Raw genomic sequence first — 21,718 nt, 5'->3', positions numbered from 1 at the left:
GGCTGACATTATGTCAGCCCTTATCATTTCGAGGTCACTGTGTCGCTCAACATCTCTTCCGTTCGTGGACGTCTTTATCATCTCTTATTCGATCTGAATACACGTTCTGGTCGCCGCTTTGAAGGGCTATGCGGTCTGTTCGCACTGATTAGCGTCTTAATCATCTTTATTGAATCGGGGCTAGGGACGCAATATCACCTGACCTATAGCGAATGGCATACCTTTGTCTGGCTGGAGTTATTCGTGACGCTGGTATTCACCTGCGAATATCTCCTGAGGTTATTGACCTGGCCGAATCCGGCGAAATACGTCTTCAGCTTCTGGGGATTCATTGATTTAGCCACCATACTGCCTCTGTATGTCATGTGGTTATGGCCGGAGATCAGCCTCAATTATGTTTTTGCCTGGCGGGCGATGCGGGCGATTCGTGTTCTGCGGATCCTGAAACTGTTGCGTTTCATGCCCTCGCTGCGGGTGTTCTGGGGGGCGATCATTAGCGCGCGTCATCAGTTGATTCTGTTTTATTCGTTTATTGCCATTGTGATGATTATTTTTGGCGCGCTGATGTATTTGATTGAAGGGCCGCAATATGGGTTTACGACGCTGAATGCGTCGGTTTATTGGGCGATCGTAACGGTAACAACGGTAGGCTATGGCGATATTACGCCGCATACTCCATTGGGGCGTATCGTGGCATCGGTGCTGATTTTAATTGGTTACTCTGTTATTGCGATTCCAACAGGCTTAATTACCACGCATATGAGCACGGCGTTTCTGAAACGTAATCAACAGCGGAAATGCCCGACGTGTCAGCAGGGGCAGCACGAATACAGCGCGCAGTATTGTAACCGCTGCGGGAGTAAGCTCCCGGAGTAGATGAAAAAAAAGCCGCGTTAGCGGCTTTTCACTTACTCACGCCAGAGAATATGGCAGAGCTTGTGATCTTTCTCGCGACACAGCAGCACGCGGGCAAAGATGTCGTTAATTTCACCGTCTTCGCTGTCTGCCAGACCAATCACCACTTCGGCAAAAAAGTCAGGATTCAGGTCAAAATCAACGTGTTCCTGCCAGTCTTCTGCCGGGTCAAACAGTTCTGCGCCGCCGCGTTCTTCGAACTGCAGGTTGAACAGAATAATGTCTGCCGGGTCGAGGTTATCCGCAGCCAGCTCGAGAAAAATATCGTAAGCCTGCTCAAGGGTTTCATCCTCGGTCAGGCGATTGTTCAGATCCATATCCATAATGACTACCTGTTTATCGTCGCTTGCGCACGTTTTACAGCAACGGGCTGAAGAAGTAAAACAGTCGCTCGGTGATTCGTTGCCACAGCGGGCGTTTTACCCACAACCGCGCATCAAGCAGGCGTGAACGCGAGATGTAATCATCCTGAACGGCGGCGAGATCGCCGCCGAATCCCGCATCGTCAATGACCAGCGTTATCTCAAAGTTGAGCCATAAACTGCGCATATCCAGATTCACGGTGCCGACCAGACTCAATTCGCCGTCAACCAGTACACTCTTGGTGTGTAACAGGCCCCCTTCAAACTGGTAAATTTTGACCCCGGCTGCCAGCAGTTCGCTGAAAAAGGCGCGGCTCGCCCAGCCGACCAGCACGGAATCATTTTTACGCGGAAGAATAATACTGACATCCACTCCGCGTTGCGCCGCGGTGCAAATCGCGTGCAGCAGATCGTCGCTGGGGACGAAGTACGGGGTGGTCATAATCAAATATTCGCGTGCAGAGTAGGCGGCGGTCAGCAGCGCCTGGTGGATCAGGTCTTCAGGGAAGCCAGGCCCGGACGCGATAGTATGAATGGTATGCCCGCTGGCCTCTTCAAACGGCATAATATTCTGATCCGGCGGGGGAGGCAGGATGCGTTTACCGGTCTCGATTTCCCAGTCGCAGGAGTAGACGATACCCATTGCCGTCGCGACGGGACCTTCCATCCTTGCCATCAAATCGACCCATTGCCCGACGCCCGCATCCTGTTTGAAAAAACGCGGGTCGACCATATTCATGCTGCCGGTATACGCAATGTAATTGTCGATCATCACCATTTTGCGATGCTGGCGTAAATCCATACGGCGTAAAAAAACACGCATCAGATTGACTTTGAGCGCTTCGACGACCTCAATGCCTGCATTACGCATCATGGCTGCCCACGGGCTGCGAAAGAAGGCGACGCTGCCAGCGGAATCCAGCATCAGACGGCAGTGAATACCGCGGCGGGCAGCGGCCATCAAAGACTCCGCGACCTGATCGGCCATCCCGCCTGGCTGCCAGATGTAGAACACCATCTCAATATTATGGCGCGCGAGTTGGATATCGCGGATCAGCGCCTGCATCACATCGTCGGAATCGGTCAGTAGCTGAAGTTGGTTTCCTTTAACGCCCGCAATTCCCTGACGACGCTCACAAAGTTTAAACAATGATGAAGCAACGCTACTGTTTTCCTGCGCGAAAATATGTTTGCAGGCCTTGAGATCGTTCAGCCATTTGGCGGTCGACGGCCACATGGCTCTGGCGCGTTCGGCCCGACGTTTCCCCAGGTGGAGTTCACCAAACGAGAGATAAGCAATAATCCCTACCAGCGGCAGAATATAGATAATCAGCAGCCATGCCATCGCGGAAGGCACTGCACGTCGTTTCATCAAAATGCGCAACGTCACGCCGGCAATCAGAACCCAGTATCCGAGAATGACCAGCCAACTCACCACTGTGTAGAAGGTTGTCATAACATTAAAAATCCTTTTGAAAGCGTATTGTTATGAGTTTACGCATCAGGATTCATCTGGCAAATAAAAACACAGGAAAAGCGCTGGTCTGAGTTTGGTGAGGGCGTATAATGCTCGCCTCCAGCACTGTAAGAGTCGTTAACATGAAACGTAGTAGAACGGAAGTGGGACGCTGGCGTATGTTACGTCAGGCTAGCCGCCGTAAAGCGCGTTGGCTTGAAGGGCAGTCGCGTCGCAATATGCGTATCCACTCAATCAGAAAGTGTGTTCTCAATCATCAACGTAACTCGTTGCTGTTTGCGATCCACAGCATCTGATTAAAATAAGGGCACCGCATCCGGTGCCCAACGACTTCAGTGGTGTCCAATCGGACTTAGAATACTTTTTTGTAGGGCTTGACGGAAACCTGTGCGTAGACACCCGCGGCAACATACGGGTCCGCTTCTGCCCAGGATTGCGCAGCTTCCAGAGATTCAAATTCAGCAATGACCGTTGAGCCGGTAAAACCTGCTGCACCGGGATCGTTGCTGTCAACGGCAGGCATTGGACCCGCCGTGAGCAGGCGGCCTTCATCGTGCAGAAGTTGCAGACGCGCCAGATGTGCGGGGCGAACCGAAAGGCGCTTTTCGAGAGAGTCGGCGATATCCTGAGCGTAGATGACATACAGCACGGGTAGAGCTCCTTAATAGGTAAAAGTCGTTAATTACGTTATTGGAAAGGACTCTCAACTGCAACGCAAAGATGACGGCTTTGTTAAGACGTACACTTTGCAGGGCTTTTTTAGGATAATATTGCGTTTTAAATGCACCTCATTGTGATGTCTTATTGAATATGATTGCTATTTGCATTTAAAATCAGGGCCTGGTTTTTTAACTGAAACGATTATGACTTCAATGACCCTTGATCTACCTCGTCGCTTTCCCTGGCCGACGTTACTTTCCGTTGGCGTTCATGGTGCTGTAGTGGCGGGACTGCTGTATACCTCGGTACATCAGGTTATTGAACTGCCTGCGCCTGCGCAGCCGATCTCCGTCACCATGGTCGCGCCTGCCGATCTTGATCCCCCCCAGGCTGTTCAGCCGCCGCCACAACCTGTTGTTGAGCCTGAACCCGAGCCTGAGCCGATCCCGGAACCGCCAAAAGAAGCGCCGGTAGTGATTGAGAAACCGAAGCCAAAACCGAAACCCAAACCTAAACCTGTGAAGAAGGTTCAGGAGCAGCCGAAGCGTGATGTGAAGCCGGTCGAGTCGCGTCCATTGACGCCATCTGAAAACACCGCGCCTGCGCGTCCGACGACCAGTACCGCACCCGCGACCAGCAAACCCGTGGTCAGTGCGCCTGCGGGCCCTCGCGCCCTGAGCCGTAATCAACCGCAGTATCCGCCGCGTGCGCAAGCGTTGCGTATCGAAGGGCGGGTCAAGGTGAAATTCAACGTGACGTCCGACGGACGTGTTGACGATGTTGAAATACTCTCAGCACAACCGGCTAACATGTTTGAACGGGAAGTGAAAAACGCGATGCGTAAATGGCGCTATGAAGCCGGGAAGCCAGGTACCGGGCTGGTGGTGAATATTGTTTTCCGCCTCAATGGCACAACGCAGATAGAATAAGCGTGATGATGATTAAAAAAGCCTCCACATCCGGAGGCTTTTTTTTACTTCTGAACTGGCAGAGCGCGGGGTTTACCGTCTTTGTCTACCGCAACATAAATAAACAGCGCCTCGGTCGCTTTGTAACGCTGCCCAATCGGCTCAGAGGCCACCTTTTTAACCCACACTTCAATGTTGATGCTGACAGAGGTTGTTCCGCGTCTTATACAGCGAGCGTAACAGCACACCACATCTCCCACCGCGACAGGGCGTAAAAACGTCATTCCCTCGACGCGCACGGTCACCACGCGGCCATGGGCAATTTCTTTGGCCTGAATGGCACCGCCAATATCCATTTGCGACATTAGCCAGCCGCCAAAAATATCGCCATTGGCATTCGTATCAGCAGGCATGGCCAGCGTGCGTAAAACAAGTTCGCCCTGGGGGACATTATTCGTTGTTGTCATTGTAGAACCGACTATAGAAAAAAATTACAGGCGCGATGCTACTATGATTTGCAGATTGAGAACAGAGGAGATACGCCGCGCACCGCGGGTGCCCCGGCAGCTCAGAAGGAAAGGGTGACATTTCCACCATCGCTTTATGATTCATACAATCTGTGCAGCGAAATACGGGGAACAACGCAGAAAAGAGAAGCGCCAGAGAAAAGGTCTGGCGCTGTTAAGATTACGATTTGTCTTCCTGGGGGAGATGGCGGTAAATATAAACGCCGCTCAACAGGGTGAAAATCAACGTTAATGCGGTCAGGCCAAAGACTTTAAAATTGACCCAAATATTTTGCGGCAGCCAGAACGCGATGTAGATATTCGCAAGGCCGCACAGGATGAAAAAGACCGCCCACGCCAGATTTAACTTCGACCACACAGGTTGAGGGAGCGTAAGTTCTTTCCCAAGCATGCGCTGAATTAATGGCTTTTTCATAATCCACTGGCTTACCAGCAAGGCGCCCGCAAACAAGCCGTAAATCACCGTCACCTTCCATTTAATAAATTCATCGTTATGGAAGAAAATGGTCAGGCCGCCAAACACTGCAACCAGAATAAAGGTGATCAACGCCATCTTCTCAACCTTGCGATAGCGTACCCAACTGTAAATCAGGACAATTGCGGTGGCGACGATCAGGGCTGAGGTTGCCGCATAGATGTCATAAAGCTTGTAAAAGGCAAAAAAGACAACCAGCGGTAAAAAATCAAGAAACTGCTTCATTCTTCGATTCCGTAATTAACATGCATCGGCCGGAAAGCGCCGACGCACATAGGGTTATTGGCGAATCAACATATACAGGCGGAATAAATAGATGAGCAAAACGGCAGAGATCAAATTGCTCAGCGTATTCGCCACCACCGCGCCCACGTTCGGGGTCAGTACAGCAAAGTTAGGTGCAAAGAGCAGAAGCAACGTTTTTGCCAGCAACCAACCGATCACAGCGGGCGCGACCAATCGCATATTAGACCACGCAAGACGCATGCTGTTGCGCATTGCAGCAAAAACACCCATTTTGTCCTGAACCAGCATGACTGGCGCAAGTGCGAGGAGGATGGCCATGAGAATACCAGGAACCACCACCAGCATAATGCCAATCTGCACCAGCAGCGTCGTCAGGAAAATCAGAATAAACAGCTTAGGCAAAACAGGGGCGCTGGCGCCAATGGCGCGTAATGCACTTACCCGATGACCGGCCGAAATCAATTGAATCATCAGCATGACGCCGCCTGCCAGAATGGCATTGCCAATGAGACCTGAAAACGTCGAGGCTGCAGAAGCACGTAACAAGATTTGCTGCTGTTCCGGCGTCATGTTTTGCACCAGGTCGAACAATCCAACGCTACCCGCCAGATGGTCGCCTTCGCTGAGTTGTGCAATTTGCGCGTCGCTGGGGGAAAAGGCATGACCTAAAACCACCGTGATAAACGCGCACAGCAACGATACCAGTAAGATGGTAACAAATTGATTACGGAAAAAATTCCCCGTGTCACGGTATACGGACTTCGCCGTGATAGACATGCACTCTCCTTGAGTTCTGCAGGTGTTAATTAGCGGGCAATTGTACCCTGGATAACCCGTGAGTGGCAGCATCAAGGCTTGTATGGAAAAGCATATCTTTGTAAAGCGGAGGTAATCCGTATCGGGCGCGGGCGCGGTTACAGGCTTCGTTGACCTCGCCATCTTCCCCTGACATGGCAAATTCCCGGCAGGCGGAGGGGCGGTTTTCATAGATCGTACAGCTGACATTTTCGCCGGGAGAACCGGAAAGCGCCACGCAGCGGGACTGTTTTTGGTTGGTGCCCGCCATACAACGTAGAAAGGGACTCACCGGTTCCGTCAGATGAACCGGGACAGGGCCGCCAGCATCACTGGCTTCCGCCCAATAAAAAGAGACACGAAAAAACGCACAACAGGCACCGCACGTCATGCACGGGTTGAGATCGCTCATGATTTCACCTGCAACAAGATAACGCATCAATTCAATTGTGAGAAAGCTAAATTAGCGCCCAGTTTCAGGAAGGGCAAGAGGGAAGCATCTGAATATTTTCAGTTCGAAAATATATCGAATTTGATCTGTATCAGTTTAACTAGGATTTTGAATGCAAGTTCTAAATTAATCCAGATCAATAAATGTTAAATTACAAGATGTAATGTGATCTGTGTTAGATCACTTTTTACTCCATTGTAGGTATATTCGTCACGCTTTTATAACCATAACGATGGAGCGGACATGAAAAAATTAACAGTGGCGGCGTTGGCAGTAAGTACTCTTCTCTCTGGCGGGGTTTATGCGCATGAAGCGGGCGAGTTCTTCATTCGTGCAGGTTCGGCAACCGTTCGCCCGACCGAAGGGGCGGGTGGTACGTTAGGCAGCCTGGGCGGATTTGATGTTAGCAACAATACGCAACTTGGCCTGACATTCACCTATATGGCAACGGACAATATCGGTATCGAACTGCTGGGCGCGACGCCGTTCCGTCATAAGATTGGAACCTCATCAACCGGTGATATCGCTACCGTTCACCATTTGCCGCCGACGCTGATGGCGCAATGGTACTTTGGTGATTCCAGCAGCAAACTGCGTCCGTACGTTGGAGCCGGTATTAACTACACCACCTTCTTTGACACGGGCTTTAACGACAAAGGAAAAGAGACTGGATTGTCTGACCTGAGCCTGAAAGACTCCTGGGGCGCAGCAGGGCAAGTGGGTATGGATTACCTGATCGACCGTGACTGGCTGATCAACATGTCGGTTTGGTATATGGATATCGACACGACCGCGAACTATAAACTTGGCGGCGCTCAGCAGCATGACAGCGTTCGCCTCGATCCGTGGGTGTTTATGTTCTCTGCGGGTTATCGCTTCTAAAATCCTCATCGCTATCGAAAAAGGCTGGTTGCATTGCTACCGGCTTTTTTTTCGTCTCTTGCAACGGCTATTTTTATTTTTCCCCTCGCTTAACTCTCTGAAATGCTAACATTAGTAAAATTATCGCCGTCTCTGGCAAGCAGATTTCAGGGATGCTATGCAACAACATAAACGGGCGACCGGTTTTGCAGTACTGTTAATGATCTGGGTGGACGCGTGAAGATTGTGCAGGACGGGCTGAGAAACCGGCAGGCATTGTTCATATCAGGGCTTATCACCTTGCTTTTTACCTCACTGTTCATTTTTGTGATTTATGAACAGCGACTGGCGGCGGCCAGTGATGGCATGAATCGTCTGCAGACGCGGATGGTAGACATTTTTAATGACAACGAACTGATCGCCGATGCGACGGGTGAACGTTATCACCAGATTAAAAATGCCGGCATGTGTGGCGATACTTCGCTCTTTATTCCCAGAGATAACGACGCCTGGGGAATCAATGCCGACAAAAAACGAATCCATTCGGCGACAGGCGCGATGGTGGCAAAACATACCGGTGTTAACGCGCTATGTATGTTTACCGCGGCAGAATTTATCCGCGACAGGGTCAATGCCCTCAATCCCGGAAATTATGACGCGCACCGGTATATCATCGCCAAAGATGCCGATTACTTTTATTGGTTTACGCCCGCAGATTCCCGGATGTTTCATTTCTCTGACTCGGAGATGGCGAGAGATATTCGCAGCTTTTTTTACCCCCCCGTTGATTTTTATACCCGTCTGCTGGAAAAAAACGTCAAAACCAAGGCGCTGAGCTCAACCAATTTCTATACCGATAAAATCACCGGCGAAAAAGCCTTTAGCGTGGTGAGCTATATTTACGACCTTTCCGGAAAAGAGATCTCCGACCATATTGTGGCCTATCTTGTCTACGACCACGCCAGGCCAGAGTTGCAGGAAGCCCTGGCTAAAGCTTTTGATAACCAGATACCCCATGGGCTTAATGTGGCGCTGGTGAATGTCACCAACAAAGAGTCGTTGTGCCTAACCGGGAACTGCTCGTCGATGGGGAAAAGCATCGTCAAAATAGTGTCTGAAAAGTATGTGTTCAAATACACCATCTCACTTGGGCGTTTTGTCACGCATGACATCCAGGCGGGTATTGCGATTCTGTTGGCGCCGTTCTTTTTTATTATGATCAGTCTGGGGCTGAAGGGATGGCTCAACGAAAGTGACCTCAAGATTTATATCGACTCTTTGACCGGCTGCTTTAACCGCAAGATCCTCGATATTATTAAACGCCGTGATCTCTCGCGTTGCGCTGTGATTCTGCTGGATTGCAATAAATTCAAAGCGATCAACGATATCTGGGGACATGTGGCTGGCGACAGGGCGCTCCAGGTTATCGCGAACCGTATGCTTTCCAATACCCGAACCAGCAATGACATGGTGATACGCACGGGCGGTGATGAATTTGTGATTCTGCTTTACCGGGCAAAAGCCAGTGATGCTATTGCGGTTGCAGAACGCATTGCCAGCCAGGTGCAGGGATATGCGTTTTGGGTTGGCGGTAATCAGGTACCGTTGTCGGTGTCATGGGGAATTGCGGAAGTGAACGGCGCCCTGGATGCGGCGATCCAGGTTGCGGATAATGAAATGTACAAAATGAAACAGGCGAAAGGGTAAACCGCCAGACGTGCTCTGGCGGTTGCCGGACATTACGCGCGCGTTGCCGCTTTCATTGCCGTGACGAACGTTTTTAGCTCGGCCAGCATCTGTTCGGGTTTATCGAGGTTTTTCTCGATGATTTTAACAATCGCTGAACCGGAAATGGCTCCTGCCGCACCGGCTTCAACTGCCCCGGTGACCTGTTCCGGTGAAGAGATCCCGAACCCCTGCAACGGCGGGGCCGCATTGTACTCTTTCAGTTTTTCGACCAAATGGTGTAACGGTAGCGCGGCACGATTTTCCGCACCCGTCACCCCCGCCCGGGAGAGCAAATAGGTATAACCCCGGCCCCGGGAGGCAATCTGGCGCAGAAGCTCATCATCGGCATTCGGTGGGCAGATGAAAATCGGCGCGACATTGTGGCGCAGTGCCGCCTGATGGAAAGGCGCAGACTCTTCCACCGGTACGTCGGCAATCAGCACGGAATCGACGCCGACCTTTTCGCACTGGGCGTAAAATGCGTCGATCCCTTTGCTGAAGACCAGGTTGGCGTACATCAGCAGGCCCACAGGAATGTCAGGGTGCTTCTGGCGAATTAACGCCAGCATTTCAAAACATTGCGTTGGGGTAACGCCCGAGGCAAACGCGCGCAGCGTGGCCTCCTGAATCGTCGGGCCGTCAGCCAGCGGGTCGGAGAACGGTATCCCGAGTTCAAGGGCATCGGCACCGGCCGCGATCAGCGTATCAATAATCTTCAGCGATTGCTCAACCGAAGGGTCGCCCAGCGTGACAAAGGGAACAAATGCGCCTTCTTTACGATCCTTCAACTGTGCAAATAAATTGTCGTAGCGTTCCATCAGATTTCCCCTCGCGCTTTCAGAATATCGTGTACGGTGAAAATGTCTTTGTCGCCGCGACCGGAAAGGTTAACCACCAGCAGTTGCTCTTTTTCCGGGTTGTCGCGCATCATTTTTAACGCATGCGCCAGGGCGTGGGATGACTCCAGCGCCGGGATAATACCTTCATGCAGGCACAGGGTTTTGAACGCTTCGAGCGCCTCGTCATCGGTGATCGACACGTAATCGGCACGACCGATACTGTTCAGGTACGCGTGTTGCGGTCCGACGGACGGGAAATCCAGCCCGGCAGAAATCGAGTAAGACTCTTCAATCTGGCCTTCTTCCGTCTGCATCATCGGTGCTTTCATACCGAAGTAGATGCCGACGCGACCGTGTTTGAGCGGCGCGCCATGCTCACCAGTTTCGATCCCGTGACCGCCAGGTTCTACGCCAATCAGTCCGACGCTGGTTTCGTCAATGAAATCAGCAAACATACCGATCGCATTTGAACCGCCACCGACACAGGCGATAACCGCGTCGGGCAAACGACCTTCTTTTTCCAGGATCTGGGCTTTGGTTTCTTCCCCAATCATGCGCTGGAACTCACGCACAATGGTCGGGAACGGATGCGGACCCGCGGCAGTACCGAGCATATAGTGCGCGGTGTCATAGCTGCCAGACCAGTCGCGCAGCGCCTCGTTACAGGCATCTTTCAGGGTTGCGGAACCGCTGTGAACCGGGATTACTTCAGCCCCCATCAAACGCATACGGAACACGTTAGGCGACTGGCGTTCAACATCTTTCGCGCCCATATAAATGCGGCATTTCAGACCCAGCAGCGCACTGGCAAGCGCGGAGGCTACGCCGTGTTGACCCGCACCGGTTTCGGCAATAATTTCGGTTTTGCCCATCCGCTTGGCCAGCAGCGCCTGACCCAACACCTGGTTGGTTTTGTGCGCGCCGCCGTGCAGCAGATCTTCACGCTTCAGGTAAAGGGTGGTTTTGGTACCCGCCGTGATGTTCTGGCATTTGGTGAGCGCGGTCGGGCGACCGGCGTAGTTTTTGAGCAGGTCGGTAAACTGGGCCTGAAACTCTGGATCTTTCTGCGCGCTGACGAACGCTTCTTCCAGTTGACGCAATGCAGGCATCAGAATTTGTGGCACATACATGCCGCCAAATTCACCAAAGTACGGATTCAGTAATGTTGTCATGTGTTTCTTCCTTAATAAGCGCGCAGTGTCTGAAAGACCGAGGCCAGAAGACGCGCATCTTTGATGCCCGGCTGCGACTCTACACCAGAATTAAAATCGAGGCCGGCACAGCCGGTTTTAGCCGCGTCTACGCAGTTGTCTGCGCTTAATCCGCCAGCCAGAAAAACATTGTCGAGCGTCTGACCCTGCAATAAGGACCAGTCAAAACGTTGGCCTGTACCGCCCTGGCCGTTATCCAGAAGGTACTTATCGACCTGCTGATAATCGCGGGCAGGGAGCGTGTCGCCGACGCTCAACGCTTTCCAGATTTGCACCTGTTCAGGCAGTGCAGCGCGTAGCGCATTCACATAAGTCTGATCTTCGTGACCGTGCAGTTGCACCGCGGCTAGCGACAGGGTGGTGGCTTTCTCGCAAACCTCTGCAATCTGTGCATCACGAAAGACGCCAACATACTGCAGTGGTGCGGCCGCCATAACGTCCCGTGCCTGCTCAGTGCTCACGGCACGAGGAGAGGTAGCCGCAAAAATCAAACCGCCATAAACGGCGCCAGCGTCATACGCCGCCTTTGCATCCTGGGGACGCGTCAGGCCGCACACTTTATTCTCACCCAGCAACACCCGGCGCACGGCGGCGTGGAGATTGTCTTCGGACATCAGCGCAGAGCCGATAAGGAAACCGTTGGCGAAGTGGCTCAGTTCACGCACCTGACCGTAGGTGTTGATCCCGGATTCGCTGATCACGGTCACGCCATGACCCAGTCGTGGCGCAAGCTGTCGGGTGCGATTCAAATCAATCGACAGGTCGCGCAGGTCGCGGTTATTGATACCGACCACTTTTGCGCCCAGCGCAATGGCGCGCTCCAGCTCTTCTTCATTGCTCACCTCGGTCAACACGCCCATTTTTAAGCTGTGCGCTACGGTAGCAAGCTGGCGATACTGCTCGTCATCCAGCACCGAAAGCATTAGCAGGCAGGCATCCGCCTGATAATGGCGCGCCAGGTAGATTTGGTAAGGATCAATAATGAAATCCTTACACAGAATCGGCTGCGGCGCGATGGCGCTGACCACCGGCAGAAAGTCAAAACTGCCCTGAAAATATTTCTCGTCGGTCAGTACGGAAATCGCCGACGCATAGTGCTTGTAGACGCCCGCAATCTGCGCAGGGTTGAAATTCTCCCGAATTACGCCTTTCGAGGGGGAGGCCTTTTTGCACTCCAGGATAAACGCGGTACGCGCGCCCTGCAGGGCATCATAAAAGTGTCGCGAACTCGGCTGGATGTCGTTCTGGAAACTGGCCAGCGGTTGCTGCTGCTTACGGGCTTCTACCCAAATCACCTTATCTGCGACGATTTTCGCTAAAACGGTTTGCATTATTTACCCTCTTGCCGCCAGTGCGGTGACCCGGTCATACGCTGCGCCGCTGCGCAGAACGGTGATCACGGTTTGCACATTGGCTTTCAAATCTTCCTCGCCATGCAGGCGCATTAACATAGCGACATTCGCAGCGACAGCAGCCTCGTGGGCGGCTTCACCTTTACCTTGTAGTAAGCGTGTCAGAATGTCACGGTTTTCTTCTGGCGTACCACCTGCCAGCTGTTCCTGATGATAAGGAGTGAGGCCAAAGTCATCCGCCGTCAACGTATAGCTTTTGATTTCACCCTCGTTTAACTCGGCAACGATAGTCGGCGCGTGCAAGGAAACTTCATCCATTCCGCCGCTGTGGACCACCGCGGCGCGCTGGTATCCCAGGACGCGCAATGTCTCGGCAATCGGCAGCACCAGTTCAGCGCTGTAGACGCCAATCAGAGCCAGCGGCGGGTGTGCCGGGTTAATCAACGGTCCCAGCACGTTGAACAGCGTGCGCGTTTTTAACTGCTGGCGCACCGGCATTGCATGGCGAAAACCGGTATGGTACTTCGGTGCAAACAGGAAGCAGACACCGAGGTCGTCCAGCGCCTGGCGCGACTTGTCGGCATTCATATCCAGATTAATACCGAAAGCCGCCAGCAAATCGGAAGAGCCGGATTTACTGGAAACACTACGGTTGCCGTGTTTCGCCACTTTCATGCCGCACGCCGCCGCAACGAAGGCGCTGGCGGTGGAAATATTGATGCTGTTGCTGCCGTCACCGCCAGTACCGACGATATCGGCGAAGAGATAGTCCGGGCGTGGAAATGGCGCCGCGTTTTCCAGCAAAGCGGTGGCTGCCCCGGCAATCTCGTTAGGATGTTCGCCACGAATTTTCATGCTGACCAGCGCCGCCGCCAGTTGCTCCGGCTTCAGTTCGCCGCGCACCACGGCAGAGAACAACTGATGGCTCTCTTGCTGAGAAAGCGTTTGTGCCTGGTACAGTTTTTCCAGAATGGGCTGCAGCGTGTTGGTCTGCTCCAGCTTCTGTTGCGCCCACGCCAGCGTTTGTTCCAGTAAGCGGGCACCCTGCGTAGTCAGAATGGATTCCGGATGAAACTGGAAGCCGCAGACGCGATCCGCATCGTGACGTACCGCCATCACCATCCCGTTAAAATGGGCGTTGATGGTCAGTCCGGCAGGCACATTGCTGCCCACCAGAGAGTGATAACGCGCGACGGGCAGCGGATTTGCCAGACCGGCAAACATCGCCTGGCCGTCATGCTCAATGCTTGACGCTTTGCCATGCAGAATTTCGCCCGCCTGACCGACGTAGCCACCGTAGGCTTCAACAATCGCCTGATGACCGAGGCAGATACCGATAATCGGCAGTTTTCCGCGCAGACGGGTCAACAGCTCCGGCATGCAACCGGCTTCGCTTGGCGCGCCGGGGCCCGGAGAGAGCATCAGCACCGGGTTTTTCATCGTCGCAAGACGGTCAATCAGCGTCTGGGCAGGGATGTGGTTACGGTAAATCACCACATGATGACCGTTGGTCCGTAGCTGATCTGCCAGGTTGTACGTAAAAGAGTCGATGTTATCGAGCAGCAGAATGTCAGCCATTAGAAAGTCTCCTGTGCATGATGCGCGGTGGCGATAGCGCGCAACACGGCGCGCGCTTTGTTACGGGTTTCATCGGCTTCAGACTGCGGAACAGAATCGAGAACAACCCCGGCGCCAGCTTGCACGGTGGCAATGCCGTCTTCGACAAGGGCGGAGCGAATCACAATGCAGGTATCCAGATCGCCGTGGGCGGTGAAATAGCCGACGGCGCCGCCATAGCTGCCGCGACGACGCCCTTCGGCATTCGCGATGAGCTGCATGGCGCGGACTTTTGGCGCACCGCTAAGGGTGCCCATATTCATGCAGGCGCGGTAGGCGTGCAGGACATCCAGATCGCTGCGTAGTTCTCCCACCACGCGGGAGACCAGGTGCATTACAAAGGAGTAACGGTCAACTTTCGTCAGGTCGGCGACGTAGCGACTGCCTGGCGTACAGATCCGCGCCAAATCATTGCGGGCAAGGTCAACCAGCATCAGATGTTCGGACATCTCTTTGTGATCGGTACGCATCTCCAGTTCAATACGGCTGTCCAGATCCCGATCCAGAGAACCATCCGCGCGACGGCCGCGCGGGCGCGTTCCGGCGATGGGGTAGATCTCAATTTGACGGCTGGTGGCATCGTATTTCAGCGAGCTTTCTGGCGATGCGCCAAACAGCGTGAATTCATTGTCCTGCATAAAGAACATATACGGGCTGGGGTTGCTCTTTTTCAGTACATCATAGGCCGCGAGCGGCGACGGGCAGGGAAGCGAGAAACGGCGGGACGGGACCACCTGAAAAATCTCACCTGCACGAATGGCTTTTTGCATATTGCGTACAACGGCGCCGAACTCTTCATCGTTCTGATTGCATTCGCAACGCATATGCGGAACGGCGGTGACAGGTAACGGCGGCGCGGTCTCGGTCAACTGCTGGGTTAATTGTGCCAGACGCTGCGCCAGACGCTGGCGTTCAGCCGCATCCGCGGTAAAGATGCTGGCCTGAATGCGGGTGCTTTTCTTTTGATGGTCAATCACCATCAGCGTTTCGGCCAGGTAGAAGCAGTAGTCCGGGCAACGATTACCGGCTTCGAGCTGCGGTAAGTCTTCAAAACCGGCCACCAGGTCATAGGCAAACAGGCCGCCGAAGAACATCGCTTCCCGCTCCTGTGCGGGCACATTCACCAGATTTTGCAGCAGACGGAACGCATCAAACACGGAGAGTGAACACAGGCGGGCGTCTTCATCCAGCAGCGGGCTAACCGGAGGAAAATGGAGAACGCGACCTGATGCAAGTTGCTCGTTGTCGATCCCGGCAGGCAGTGCGGCATCCAGCAGTGGCAGTAAGGAAGCACCGTTATCTGATAACGCCTGAATAGTGACGGTGTCACCTAATGCGGTAATGCGCAACGCGCTATCGACCAGCAGCAGACTTTTGAGGTCATCTTTACTGTCGATGTCGGCGGATTCCAGTAACAGTGTGGCAGGGCGATCGCCGCAGACCTGATGGAACAGTGCCGTCGGATTTTCGCGGTAAGCGGCATCACAGGAGAGCAGTTCGAGTGTCGGTTTTTGTATTTGCATTGTTCTTCTCATTCATTCTGTTCAAAAAAAAGCCCGCTCAAATTGGCGGGCCGGGTATCTGGTTGCATATAGCTGCGAAGACACTGCCCGAAATCAGGAAGTGCGCCACCAACTTTGCAGTACGAATTGAGCTTTCATTTCAGATACCTTCTTCATGTGAACTTTCGTACTAGTTAACTAGTTCGATGGATTTTTGTCAACACCTGATTTCAGTATATTTGCCGGAAACGCTATGATGTCTGTGAAAGAGCCATTATTAAGACGGGAGCTCGCCTTGAGCGACACGAATTACGCAGTGATTTATGACCTGCACAGTCATACAACGGCGTCCGATGGACGGTTGACGCCAGAAGCGTTGGTACACCGTGCAGTTGAGATGCGAGTCGGCACGCTGGCGATCACCGATCATGACACCACAGCCGCTATTCCGGCGGCAAGAGAAGAAATTTCACGTTCCGGGTTAGCCCTGAATTTGATTGCCGGCGTCGAAATCTCGACGGTCTGGGAAAATCACGAAATCCATATCGTGGGGCTGAATATCGATATTGCCGATCCGGCGATGTGTGATTTCCTGGCCGAACAAACGGAGCGTCGCCAGCAGCGTGCGCGTTTGATTGCTGAGCGACTGGACAAGGCCCATATTCCCGGCGCGTGGGAAGGGGCGTTACGCCTTGCGGACGGCGGGGCGGTGACACGCGGGCATTTTGCCCGCTTTTTGGTGGAATGCGGTAAAGCAACCACCATGGCGGATGTGTTCAAAAAGTATCTTGCGCGTGGGAAAACCGGATACGTTCCCCCACAGTGGTGTACAATAGAACAAGCTATTGATGTGATTCATCATTCTGGCGGTAAGGCGGTGCTGGCCCATCCTGGGCGATACGACCTTAGCGCTAAGTGGCTGAAAAGATTGGTTGCGCATTTTGCTGAACACCGCGGTGACGCGATGGAAGTCGCGCAATGCCAGCAATCTCCCAATGAACGTACTCAACTGGCGACATTGGCGCGCCAGAATCAATTATGGGCATCGCAAGGGTCTGATTTTCATCAACCGTGCCCGTGGATTGAGTTGGGTCGTAAGCTCTGGCTGCCAGCAGGCGTCGAAGGCGTATGGCAGTTATGGGAGCAGCCCGAAGACACTACAGTGAGGGAAGTATGAGCCAGTTTTTTTATATTCATCCGGAAAACCCGCAGCCACGCCTGATTAACCAGGCTGTCGAGATTGTGCGTAAAGGCGGGGTGATCGTTTATCCAACCGATTCCGGTTATGCGCTTGGCTGCAAAATCGAAGATAAAGGCGCCATGGAGCGCATTTGCCGTATTCGTCATCTGCCAGACGGGCATAACTTTACGCTGATGTGTCGGGATCTGTCGGAACTGTCGACCTATTCCTTCGTGGATAACGTCGCGTTTCGTTTAATTAAAAACAACACGCCGGGCAACTACACCTTTATCCTGAAAGGAACCAAAGAAGTGCCGCGTCGCCTGTTGCAGGAAAAACGCAAAACCATCGGTCTGCGCGTGCCATCAAACCCGATTGCGCTGGCGTTGCTGGCCGCACTGGGTGAACCGATGCTGTCGACATCGTTGATGTTACCGGGCAGTGATTTTACCGAGTCGGATCCGGAAGAGATCAAAGACAGGCTTGAGAAGCTGGTTGATTTGATTATCCACGGGGGCTATCTCGGTCAACAACCCACAACGGTCATTGATTTAACCGATGATTCTCCGGTGGTCTTGCGCGAAGGCGTCGGCGACGTTAAACCTTTCTTATAAGGGCGCAACTCTGTATACTACGCGGCCTTAAAATGGCGCTGTACAGCGCCGTTGATTCTCCTGTTCGACGCCTGTGAAGGCGACACCTAAAGGAAGCTCTATGAGCGAAAAGTTACAGAAAGTGCTGGCTCGCGCTGGCCACGGCTCTCGCCGTGAAATCGAATCGATTATTGAAGCAGGTCGTGTGAGCGTAGACGGCAAAATTGCCACGCTTGGCGATCGCGTTGAAGTGACTCCGGGTCTGAAAATTCGTATCGACGGTCACCTGATCTCGGTGAAAGAGTCTGCGGAACAAATTTGTCGTGTTCTGGCCTATTACAAGCCTGAAGGCGAACTGTGTACCCGTAACGACCCGGAAGGTCGTCCTACGGTTTTTGATCGTTTACCAAAACTGCGTGGCGCACGCTGGATTGCGGTAGGGCGTCTGGACGTTAACACCTGCGGTTTGCTGCTGTTTACGACGGATGGCGAACTGGCAAACCGTCTGATGCACCCGAGCCGTGAAGTTGAGCGCGAATACGCTGTGCGTGTCTTTGGTCAGGTCGATGAGACCAAACTGCGCGATCTGAGCCGTGGCGTGCAGCTGGAAGATGGCCCTGCGGCCTTTAAAACCATTAAGTTCAGCGGCGGTGAAGGGATTAACCAGTGGTACAACGTGACGTTGACCGAAGGGCGTAACCGTGAAGTACGCCGCCTGTGGGAAGCCGTAGGCGTGCAGGTGAGTCGTTTGATTCGCGTACGTTACGGTGACATTCCGCTGCCAAAAGGTCTTCCGCGTGGCGGCTGGACTGAGCTGGATCTCGCGCAGACTAACTATTTGCGTGAACTGGTGGAGTTGCAGCCAGAAACCGAGTCAAAAGTGGCCGTCGAGAAAGACAGACGTCGCATGAAAGCGAATCAGATTCGCCGTGCGGTGAAACGTCACAGCCAGGTTGGCAGCGGTCGTCGTTCCGGCGGTCGTAACAACAACGGTTAACGCTTTTGTAGGCCTGATAAGCGTAGCGCCATCAGGCAATTGCGCGGTGCCGGATGGCGCCGCAAGCACCTTATCCGGCCTACAGTCAGTAATCGATACCCATTTGGGCTTTCACGCCCGCTTCAAAAGCGTGTTTGACCGGACGCAGTTCGCTCACGGTATCCGCCAGCTCCAGAATATCCCGATGGCAACCACGACCTGTGATGATCACCGTTTGATGCGCCGGACGTGCCTTTAAGGCGTTCAGGACCTCTTCAAGCGGCAGATAGTCGTACGCCACCATATAGGTCAACTCGTCCAGCACCACCATATCCAGCGTTGCATCGGCCAGCATGCGTTTACCATGCTCCCAGACGGCCAGACACGCGGCGGTATCCGCTTCACGGTTTTGCGTCTCCCAGGTAAACCCTGTCGCCATCACCTGAAACTCAACGCCATGGGGTTCAAGTAAATTCCGCTCCCCGTTTGGCCAGGTTCCTTTGATAAACTGCACCACGCCGACATGCTTTCCATGGCCGACTGCACGCGTTGCCGTGCCAAACGCAGCGGTTGTCTTACCTTTGCCGTTGCCGGTAAACACAATCACAATCCCGCGTTCGTCCTGTGCCGCTGCAACGCGGGCGTCAACCTTGTCTTTTACGCGCTGCTGGCGTTGTTGATAGCGTTCTTCACTCATTGGGCGATTCCTGGTTTACGGCCCGGTTGGGCATCAAAAGTCATACCGGTTTTACGACGGCTGTCATCGCCCATCAGCCACAGATAAAGCGGCATAATATCGGCGGGTGTTTTCAGTTTTAACGGATCTTCTGACGGGAAAGCGCTGGCGCGCATACCGGTGCGTGTGCCGCCAGGATTGATGCAATTGACCCGCAATTGACGATTTTGATACTCATCTGCCAGCACCTGCATCATGCCTTCCGTTGCAAATTTTGAGGTCGCATAAGCGCCCCAGTTAGCGCGGCCCTGTCGCCCGACGCTTGACGAGGTAAACACCAGTGAACCGGCATCCGATTTGAGTAATAAAGGAAGCAGCGCCTGCGTCAGCATAAATGTCGCGTTGACGTTAACCTGCATCACCTCCTGCCAGACCTGCGGATTCTGTTCGCTCATTGGGCAAATATCGCCGAGCAGTCCGGCGTTGTGTAATACACCGTCAAGGCGCGGGTAGTGCGCTTCAATGCGCTGGGCCAGCTGATAGCAATTCTCTGAGGTACAGGTCAGCAAATCCAGCGTAAACCACTGCGGCATTGAACCTGTTGTCCCGGCGATGGTTTGCGCCACCTGACGCAGTTTATCTTCGTTACGGCCGAGCAAAATGACGCTGGCGCCGTAGCGGGCATAGGTGAGTGCTGCCTCGCGGCCAATGCCATCGCTGGCGCCAGTGACCAGAATAATACGGTCCTGCAGTAAATCGTGTTTGGGTTGGTAATGCACGGCTACTCCTCGGCGACGCGTTGGGTCACCCTGCCAGTTGTCTTATCTTTTCATTAACTTTTTGGTTTTATGCCTGAAACCCTACGGTTTTTCAATCAGCCAACGGCGATAACGCCGTAAAATGAACACTTTGTCATGTTTTTCACTGAGTAACATCCTGATGGATGAAGCGAGACGGGTTCACAGGCCTGTTGTACACTGAGGCAAAGTTGGAATGTTTAACCAAGGTGGGACTCGTGGAATTGTTGTCTGAATATGGGTTGTTTTTGGCAAAAATCGTCACCGTGGTGGTGGCGATTGGCGTGATTGCCATGATTGTTGTGAATGCTACCCAGCGTAAACGTCAACGCGGTGAGTTACGGGTGACGAATCTCAGTGAACAGTATAAAGAGATGAAAGAAGAGCTGGCGATGAGCCTGCTGGATGGCGCACAACAAAAACTTTGGCATAAGGCGCAGAAAAAGAAACACAAGCTGGAGGCGAAGGCCGCGAAAGCCAAAGCGAAGTTGGGCGAGAGCGATGCTCGCGGGAAACCCCGTGTCTGGGTGCTTGATTTTAAAGGTAGCATGGATGCGCACGAAGTGAGCGCATTACGTGAAGAAGTGACCGCGGTGCTGGCGGTGTTTAAACCTCAGGATCAGGTGGTGGTTCGCCTGGAAAGCCCCGGGGGCGTTGTCCACGGCTATGGTCTGGCGGCGTCACAATTACAGCGCCTGCGCGATAAGCAGGTTCCCTTAACCGTCACGGTCGATAAAGTGGCGGCCAGCGGTGGTTATATGATGGCCTGCGTGGCCGATAAAATTGTCTCAGCGCCGTTCGCCATTGTGGGATCGATTGGGGTCGTTGCACAAATACCGAACTTTAACCGCTTCCTGAAAGGCAAAGAGATCGATATTGAGTTGCATACTGCCGGACAGTACAAACGCACGCTGACGCTGTTGGGGGAGAATACGGAAGAAGGGCGACAGAAATTCCGTGAAGATCTGAATGAAACCCATCATCTGTTTAAAGATTTTGTACAGCGGATGCGCCCGAGTCTGGACATCGAAAAGGTGGCGACTGGCGAACACTGGTATGGCCAACAGGCGCTGGAAAAAGGGCTGGTGGACGAAGTGAATACCAGTGATGACGTCATCCTTGATCTGATGGATGGTCGCGAAGTGCTGAGCGTGCGGTTTATGCAGCGTAAAAAACTGATCGATCGTTTTACGGGCAGTGCAGCAGAAAGCGCGGACAAACTGTTGCTTCGCTGGTGGCAGCGCGGGCAAAAGCCGCTGATGTAAACGAAAACGCGAGGCACTGGCCTCGCGTTTTGCTTTCAATCGATCAGGTGATACTTCTCAGAGAGCACATGGGCTAAATGTTTAAACATGTTAAACACCGCGGTGCTTTTTGGCGTCGGCAATCCTTGCTCGTCTAAAAAGTAATCGCCACTGAAGACCAGTACGCCGTTTCGCTGTGTCACACCGGTGGCTACAATCCCCGCCAGCGTGTCCTCATGCTCACGAATGATTTTGTTGGCTTCTTTCAGCAGTGTTTCACGATCGATGGGTTGAGTGTCTTTGTGCATTTTTTACTCCTTAAACAA

General features: G+C 53.2%; 24 protein-coding genes and 1 other annotated feature. Of the genes, 9 read left to right on the top strand and 15 right to left on the bottom strand.

Going from position 1 to position 21,718, the window contains the following annotated elements; all coding sequences use genetic code 11:
• The first annotated feature begins 39 nt into the window (after positions 1–39).
• Positions 40–876 (top strand): ion transporter, encoded by an 837-nt coding sequence (locus tag AC07UY_RS17120; protein ID WP_494701635.1) that lies wholly within the window; start codon positions 40–42, stop codon positions 874–876.
• 32 nt (positions 877–908) lie between these two features.
• Here the strand turns inward: AC07UY_RS17120 and AC07UY_RS17115 are convergent, their stop codons facing one another.
• Both AC07UY_RS17115 and cls read right to left on the bottom strand, forming a co-directional pair.
• Positions 909–1,238, bottom strand: a complete 330-nt coding sequence (locus tag AC07UY_RS17115) for an HI1450 family dsDNA-mimic protein (RefSeq protein WP_162383145.1) — start codon at positions 1,236–1,238, stop codon at positions 909–911.
• A gap of 34 nt (positions 1,239–1,272) precedes the next feature.
• Positions 1,273–2,733, bottom strand: a complete 1,461-nt coding sequence (gene cls / locus AC07UY_RS17110; RefSeq protein ID WP_494660592.1) for a cardiolipin synthase — start codon at positions 2,731–2,733, stop codon at positions 1,273–1,275.
• Between the two features lie 143 nt (positions 2,734–2,876).
• Here cls and AC07UY_RS17105 point away from each other — a divergent pair, with 143 nt between their 5' ends.
• Positions 2,877–3,050 (top strand): YciY family protein, encoded by a 174-nt coding sequence (locus AC07UY_RS17105; RefSeq protein WP_192612408.1) that lies wholly within the window; start codon positions 2,877–2,879, stop codon positions 3,048–3,050.
• Positions 3,051–3,106: 56 nt separating this feature from the next.
• On the opposite strand, the gene AC07UY_RS17100 is transcribed toward AC07UY_RS17105, so the two are convergent.
• Positions 3,107–3,403 (bottom strand): YciI family protein, encoded by a 297-nt coding sequence (locus AC07UY_RS17100; protein ID WP_181630875.1) that lies wholly within the window; start codon positions 3,401–3,403, stop codon positions 3,107–3,109.
• A gap of 214 nt (positions 3,404–3,617) precedes the next feature.
• Between AC07UY_RS17100 and tonB the strand changes: the two genes are divergently transcribed.
• Entirely contained in the window at positions 3,618–4,343 is a 726-nt protein-coding gene (tonB, locus tag AC07UY_RS17095) for a TonB system transport protein TonB (RefSeq protein WP_494701634.1), read from the top strand.
• A 44-nt stretch (positions 4,344–4,387) separates the two neighbouring features.
• On the opposite strand, the gene yciA is transcribed toward tonB, so the two are convergent.
• The 4 genes from yciA to AC07UY_RS17075 form a co-directional block, all read right to left on the bottom strand.
• Complete coding sequence (gene yciA / locus AC07UY_RS17090; protein WP_203361013.1) at positions 4,388–4,789, bottom strand: acyl-CoA thioester hydrolase YciA; 402 nt, start codon at positions 4,787–4,789, stop codon at positions 4,388–4,390.
• A gap of 220 nt (positions 4,790–5,009) precedes the next feature.
• Positions 5,010–5,549: a septation protein A gene (locus tag AC07UY_RS17085; protein ID WP_192612404.1), complete on the bottom strand. Its 540-nt coding sequence runs from the start codon at positions 5,547–5,549 to the stop codon at positions 5,010–5,012.
• A 54-nt stretch (positions 5,550–5,603) separates the two neighbouring features.
• On the bottom strand, positions 5,604–6,347 hold the full coding sequence (locus AC07UY_RS17080; protein ID WP_494701633.1) for a YciC family protein: 744 nt from the start codon (positions 6,345–6,347) through the stop codon (positions 5,604–5,606).
• Positions 6,348–6,372: 25 nt separating this feature from the next.
• On the bottom strand, positions 6,373–6,777 hold the full coding sequence (locus AC07UY_RS17075; protein WP_494660590.1) for a YkgJ family cysteine cluster protein: 405 nt from the start codon (positions 6,775–6,777) through the stop codon (positions 6,373–6,375).
• A gap of 282 nt (positions 6,778–7,059) precedes the next feature.
• Between AC07UY_RS17075 and ompW the strand changes: the two genes are divergently transcribed.
• Both ompW and AC07UY_RS17065 read left to right on the top strand, forming a co-directional pair.
• Positions 7,060–7,698, top strand: coding sequence for an outer membrane protein OmpW (gene ompW / locus AC07UY_RS17070; protein WP_192612401.1), 639 nt, complete (start codon positions 7,060–7,062; stop codon positions 7,696–7,698).
• A 216-nt stretch (positions 7,699–7,914) separates the two neighbouring features.
• On the top strand, positions 7,915–9,384 hold the full coding sequence (locus AC07UY_RS17065) for a GGDEF domain-containing protein (protein ID WP_494660588.1): 1,470 nt from the start codon (positions 7,915–7,917) through the stop codon (positions 9,382–9,384).
• Positions 9,385–9,416: 32 nt separating this feature from the next.
• Here the strand turns inward: AC07UY_RS17065 and trpA are convergent, their stop codons facing one another.
• The 5 genes from trpA to AC07UY_RS17040 are packed head-to-tail and all read right to left on the bottom strand — an operon-like array spanning position 9,417 to position 15,947.
• Positions 9,417–10,223 (bottom strand): tryptophan synthase subunit alpha, encoded by an 807-nt coding sequence (trpA, locus tag AC07UY_RS17060; RefSeq protein WP_494701632.1) that lies wholly within the window; start codon positions 10,221–10,223, stop codon positions 9,417–9,419.
• Positions 10,223–11,416, bottom strand: coding sequence for a tryptophan synthase subunit beta (trpB, locus tag AC07UY_RS17055; RefSeq protein ID WP_192612398.1), 1,194 nt, complete (start codon positions 11,414–11,416; stop codon positions 10,223–10,225). The genes trpA and trpB overlap by 1 nt, the downstream gene beginning before the upstream one ends.
• A gap of 11 nt (positions 11,417–11,427) precedes the next feature.
• Positions 11,428–12,786, bottom strand: a complete 1,359-nt coding sequence (gene trpCF / locus AC07UY_RS17050; protein WP_494701631.1) for a bifunctional indole-3-glycerol-phosphate synthase TrpC/phosphoribosylanthranilate isomerase TrpF — start codon at positions 12,784–12,786, stop codon at positions 11,428–11,430.
• Positions 12,787–12,789: 3 nt separating this feature from the next.
• Positions 12,790–14,385, bottom strand: a complete 1,596-nt coding sequence (gene trpD / locus AC07UY_RS17045; protein ID WP_203361019.1) for a bifunctional anthranilate synthase glutamate amidotransferase component TrpG/anthranilate phosphoribosyltransferase TrpD — start codon at positions 14,383–14,385, stop codon at positions 12,790–12,792.
• Positions 14,385–15,947 carry an anthranilate synthase component 1 gene (locus AC07UY_RS17040; protein WP_494660584.1) on the bottom strand — a complete coding sequence of 521 codons (1,563 nt, stop codon included), beginning with the start codon at positions 15,945–15,947 and terminating at the stop codon, positions 14,385–14,387. The genes trpD and AC07UY_RS17040 overlap by 1 nt, the downstream gene beginning before the upstream one ends.
• A 23-nt stretch (positions 15,948–15,970) precedes the next feature.
• Positions 15,971–16,064: a sequence feature (Trp leader region), on the bottom strand.
• A 157-nt stretch (positions 16,065–16,221) separates the two neighbouring features.
• Between AC07UY_RS17040 and rnm the strand changes: the two genes are divergently transcribed.
• The 3 genes from rnm to rluB all read left to right on the top strand — a co-directional run bounded on the left by rnm (position 16,222) and on the right by rluB (position 18,696).
• Positions 16,222–17,103, top strand: a complete 882-nt coding sequence (gene rnm / locus AC07UY_RS17035; RefSeq protein ID WP_494660583.1) for an RNase RNM — start codon at positions 16,222–16,224, stop codon at positions 17,101–17,103.
• Complete coding sequence (locus AC07UY_RS17030) at positions 17,100–17,720, top strand: L-threonylcarbamoyladenylate synthase (protein WP_203361022.1); 621 nt, start codon at positions 17,100–17,102, stop codon at positions 17,718–17,720. The genes rnm and AC07UY_RS17030 overlap by 4 nt, the downstream gene beginning before the upstream one ends.
• Positions 17,721–17,820: 100 nt before the next feature.
• On the top strand, positions 17,821–18,696 hold the full coding sequence (gene rluB, locus AC07UY_RS17025) for a 23S rRNA pseudouridine(2605) synthase RluB (RefSeq protein ID WP_192612393.1): 876 nt from the start codon (positions 17,821–17,823) through the stop codon (positions 18,694–18,696).
• 85 nt (positions 18,697–18,781) lie between these two features.
• Here the strand turns inward: rluB and cobO are convergent, their stop codons facing one another.
• Positions 18,782–19,372, bottom strand: a complete 591-nt coding sequence (cobO, locus tag AC07UY_RS17020; RefSeq protein ID WP_276294969.1) for a cob(I)yrinic acid a,c-diamide adenosyltransferase — start codon at positions 19,370–19,372, stop codon at positions 18,782–18,784.
• Positions 19,369–20,130 (bottom strand): YciK family oxidoreductase, encoded by a 762-nt coding sequence (locus AC07UY_RS17015; protein WP_494660582.1) that lies wholly within the window; start codon positions 20,128–20,130, stop codon positions 19,369–19,371. Before AC07UY_RS17015 ends, cobO begins: the two co-directional genes overlap by 4 nt.
• Before the next feature lie 236 nt (positions 20,131–20,366).
• On the opposite strand from AC07UY_RS17015, the gene sohB reads away from it, so the two are divergent.
• The gene (sohB, locus tag AC07UY_RS17010) at positions 20,367–21,413 is read left to right on the top strand and encodes a protease SohB (RefSeq protein ID WP_494660581.1); all 1,047 of its coding nucleotides are present in this window, start codon (positions 20,367–20,369) and stop codon (positions 21,411–21,413) included.
• A gap of 35 nt (positions 21,414–21,448) precedes the next feature.
• On the opposite strand, the gene AC07UY_RS17005 is transcribed toward sohB, so the two are convergent.
• The gene (locus AC07UY_RS17005; protein ID WP_162383544.1) at positions 21,449–21,700 is read right to left on the bottom strand and encodes a YciN family protein; all 252 of its coding nucleotides are present in this window, start codon (positions 21,698–21,700) and stop codon (positions 21,449–21,451) included.
• Between the last annotated feature and the right edge of the window lie 18 nt (positions 21,701–21,718).

The sequence above is a fragment of the Citrobacter sp. GW821-FHT02E08 genome, assembly GCF_059421685.1.
The sequence above is the reverse complement of the archived record's forward strand: the minus strand, read 5'-3'. Positions and strand labels throughout refer to the sequence as shown.

Coding starts and splice junctions, on each gene's coding strand:
- cobO (WP_276294969.1), bottom strand. CDS start 19,372: ATGAGTGAAGAACGCTATCAACAACGCCAGCAGCGCGTAAAAGACAAG.
- AC07UY_RS17005 (WP_162383544.1), bottom strand. CDS start 21,700: ATGCACAAAGACACTCAACCCATCGATCGTGAAACACTGCTGAAAGAA.
- tonB (WP_494701634.1), top strand. CDS start 3,618: ATGACTTCAATGACCCTTGATCTACCTCGTCGCTTTCCCTGGCCGACG.
- AC07UY_RS17105 (WP_192612408.1), top strand. CDS start 2,877: ATGAAACGTAGTAGAACGGAAGTGGGACGCTGGCGTATGTTACGTCAG.
- AC07UY_RS17030 (WP_203361022.1), top strand. CDS start 17,100: ATGAGCCAGTTTTTTTATATTCATCCGGAAAACCCGCAGCCACGCCTG.
- yciA (WP_203361013.1), bottom strand. CDS start 4,789: ATGACAACAACGAATAATGTCCCCCAGGGCGAACTTGTTTTACGCACG.
- AC07UY_RS17075 (WP_494660590.1), bottom strand. CDS start 6,777: ATGAGCGATCTCAACCCGTGCATGACGTGCGGTGCCTGTTGTGCGTTT.
- ompW (WP_192612401.1), top strand. CDS start 7,060: ATGAAAAAATTAACAGTGGCGGCGTTGGCAGTAAGTACTCTTCTCTCT.
- trpCF (WP_494701631.1), bottom strand. CDS start 12,786: ATGCAAACCGTTTTAGCGAAAATCGTCGCAGATAAGGTGATTTGGGTA.
- AC07UY_RS17040 (WP_494660584.1), bottom strand. CDS start 15,947: ATGCAAATACAAAAACCGACACTCGAACTGCTCTCCTGTGATGCCGCT.
- cls (WP_494660592.1), bottom strand. CDS start 2,733: ATGACAACCTTCTACACAGTGGTGAGTTGGCTGGTCATTCTCGGATAC.
- rluB (WP_192612393.1), top strand. CDS start 17,821: ATGAGCGAAAAGTTACAGAAAGTGCTGGCTCGCGCTGGCCACGGCTCT.
- AC07UY_RS17080 (WP_494701633.1), bottom strand. CDS start 6,347: ATGTCTATCACGGCGAAGTCCGTATACCGTGACACGGGGAATTTTTTC.
- trpD (WP_203361019.1), bottom strand. CDS start 14,385: ATGGCTGACATTCTGCTGCTCGATAACATCGACTCTTTTACGTACAAC.
- AC07UY_RS17115 (WP_162383145.1), bottom strand. CDS start 1,238: ATGGATATGGATCTGAACAATCGCCTGACCGAGGATGAAACCCTTGAG.
- AC07UY_RS17085 (WP_192612404.1), bottom strand. CDS start 5,549: ATGAAGCAGTTTCTTGATTTTTTACCGCTGGTTGTCTTTTTTGCCTTT.
- trpA (WP_494701632.1), bottom strand. CDS start 10,223: ATGGAACGCTACGACAATTTATTTGCACAGTTGAAGGATCGTAAAGAA.
- trpB (WP_192612398.1), bottom strand. CDS start 11,416: ATGACAACATTACTGAATCCGTACTTTGGTGAATTTGGCGGCATGTAT.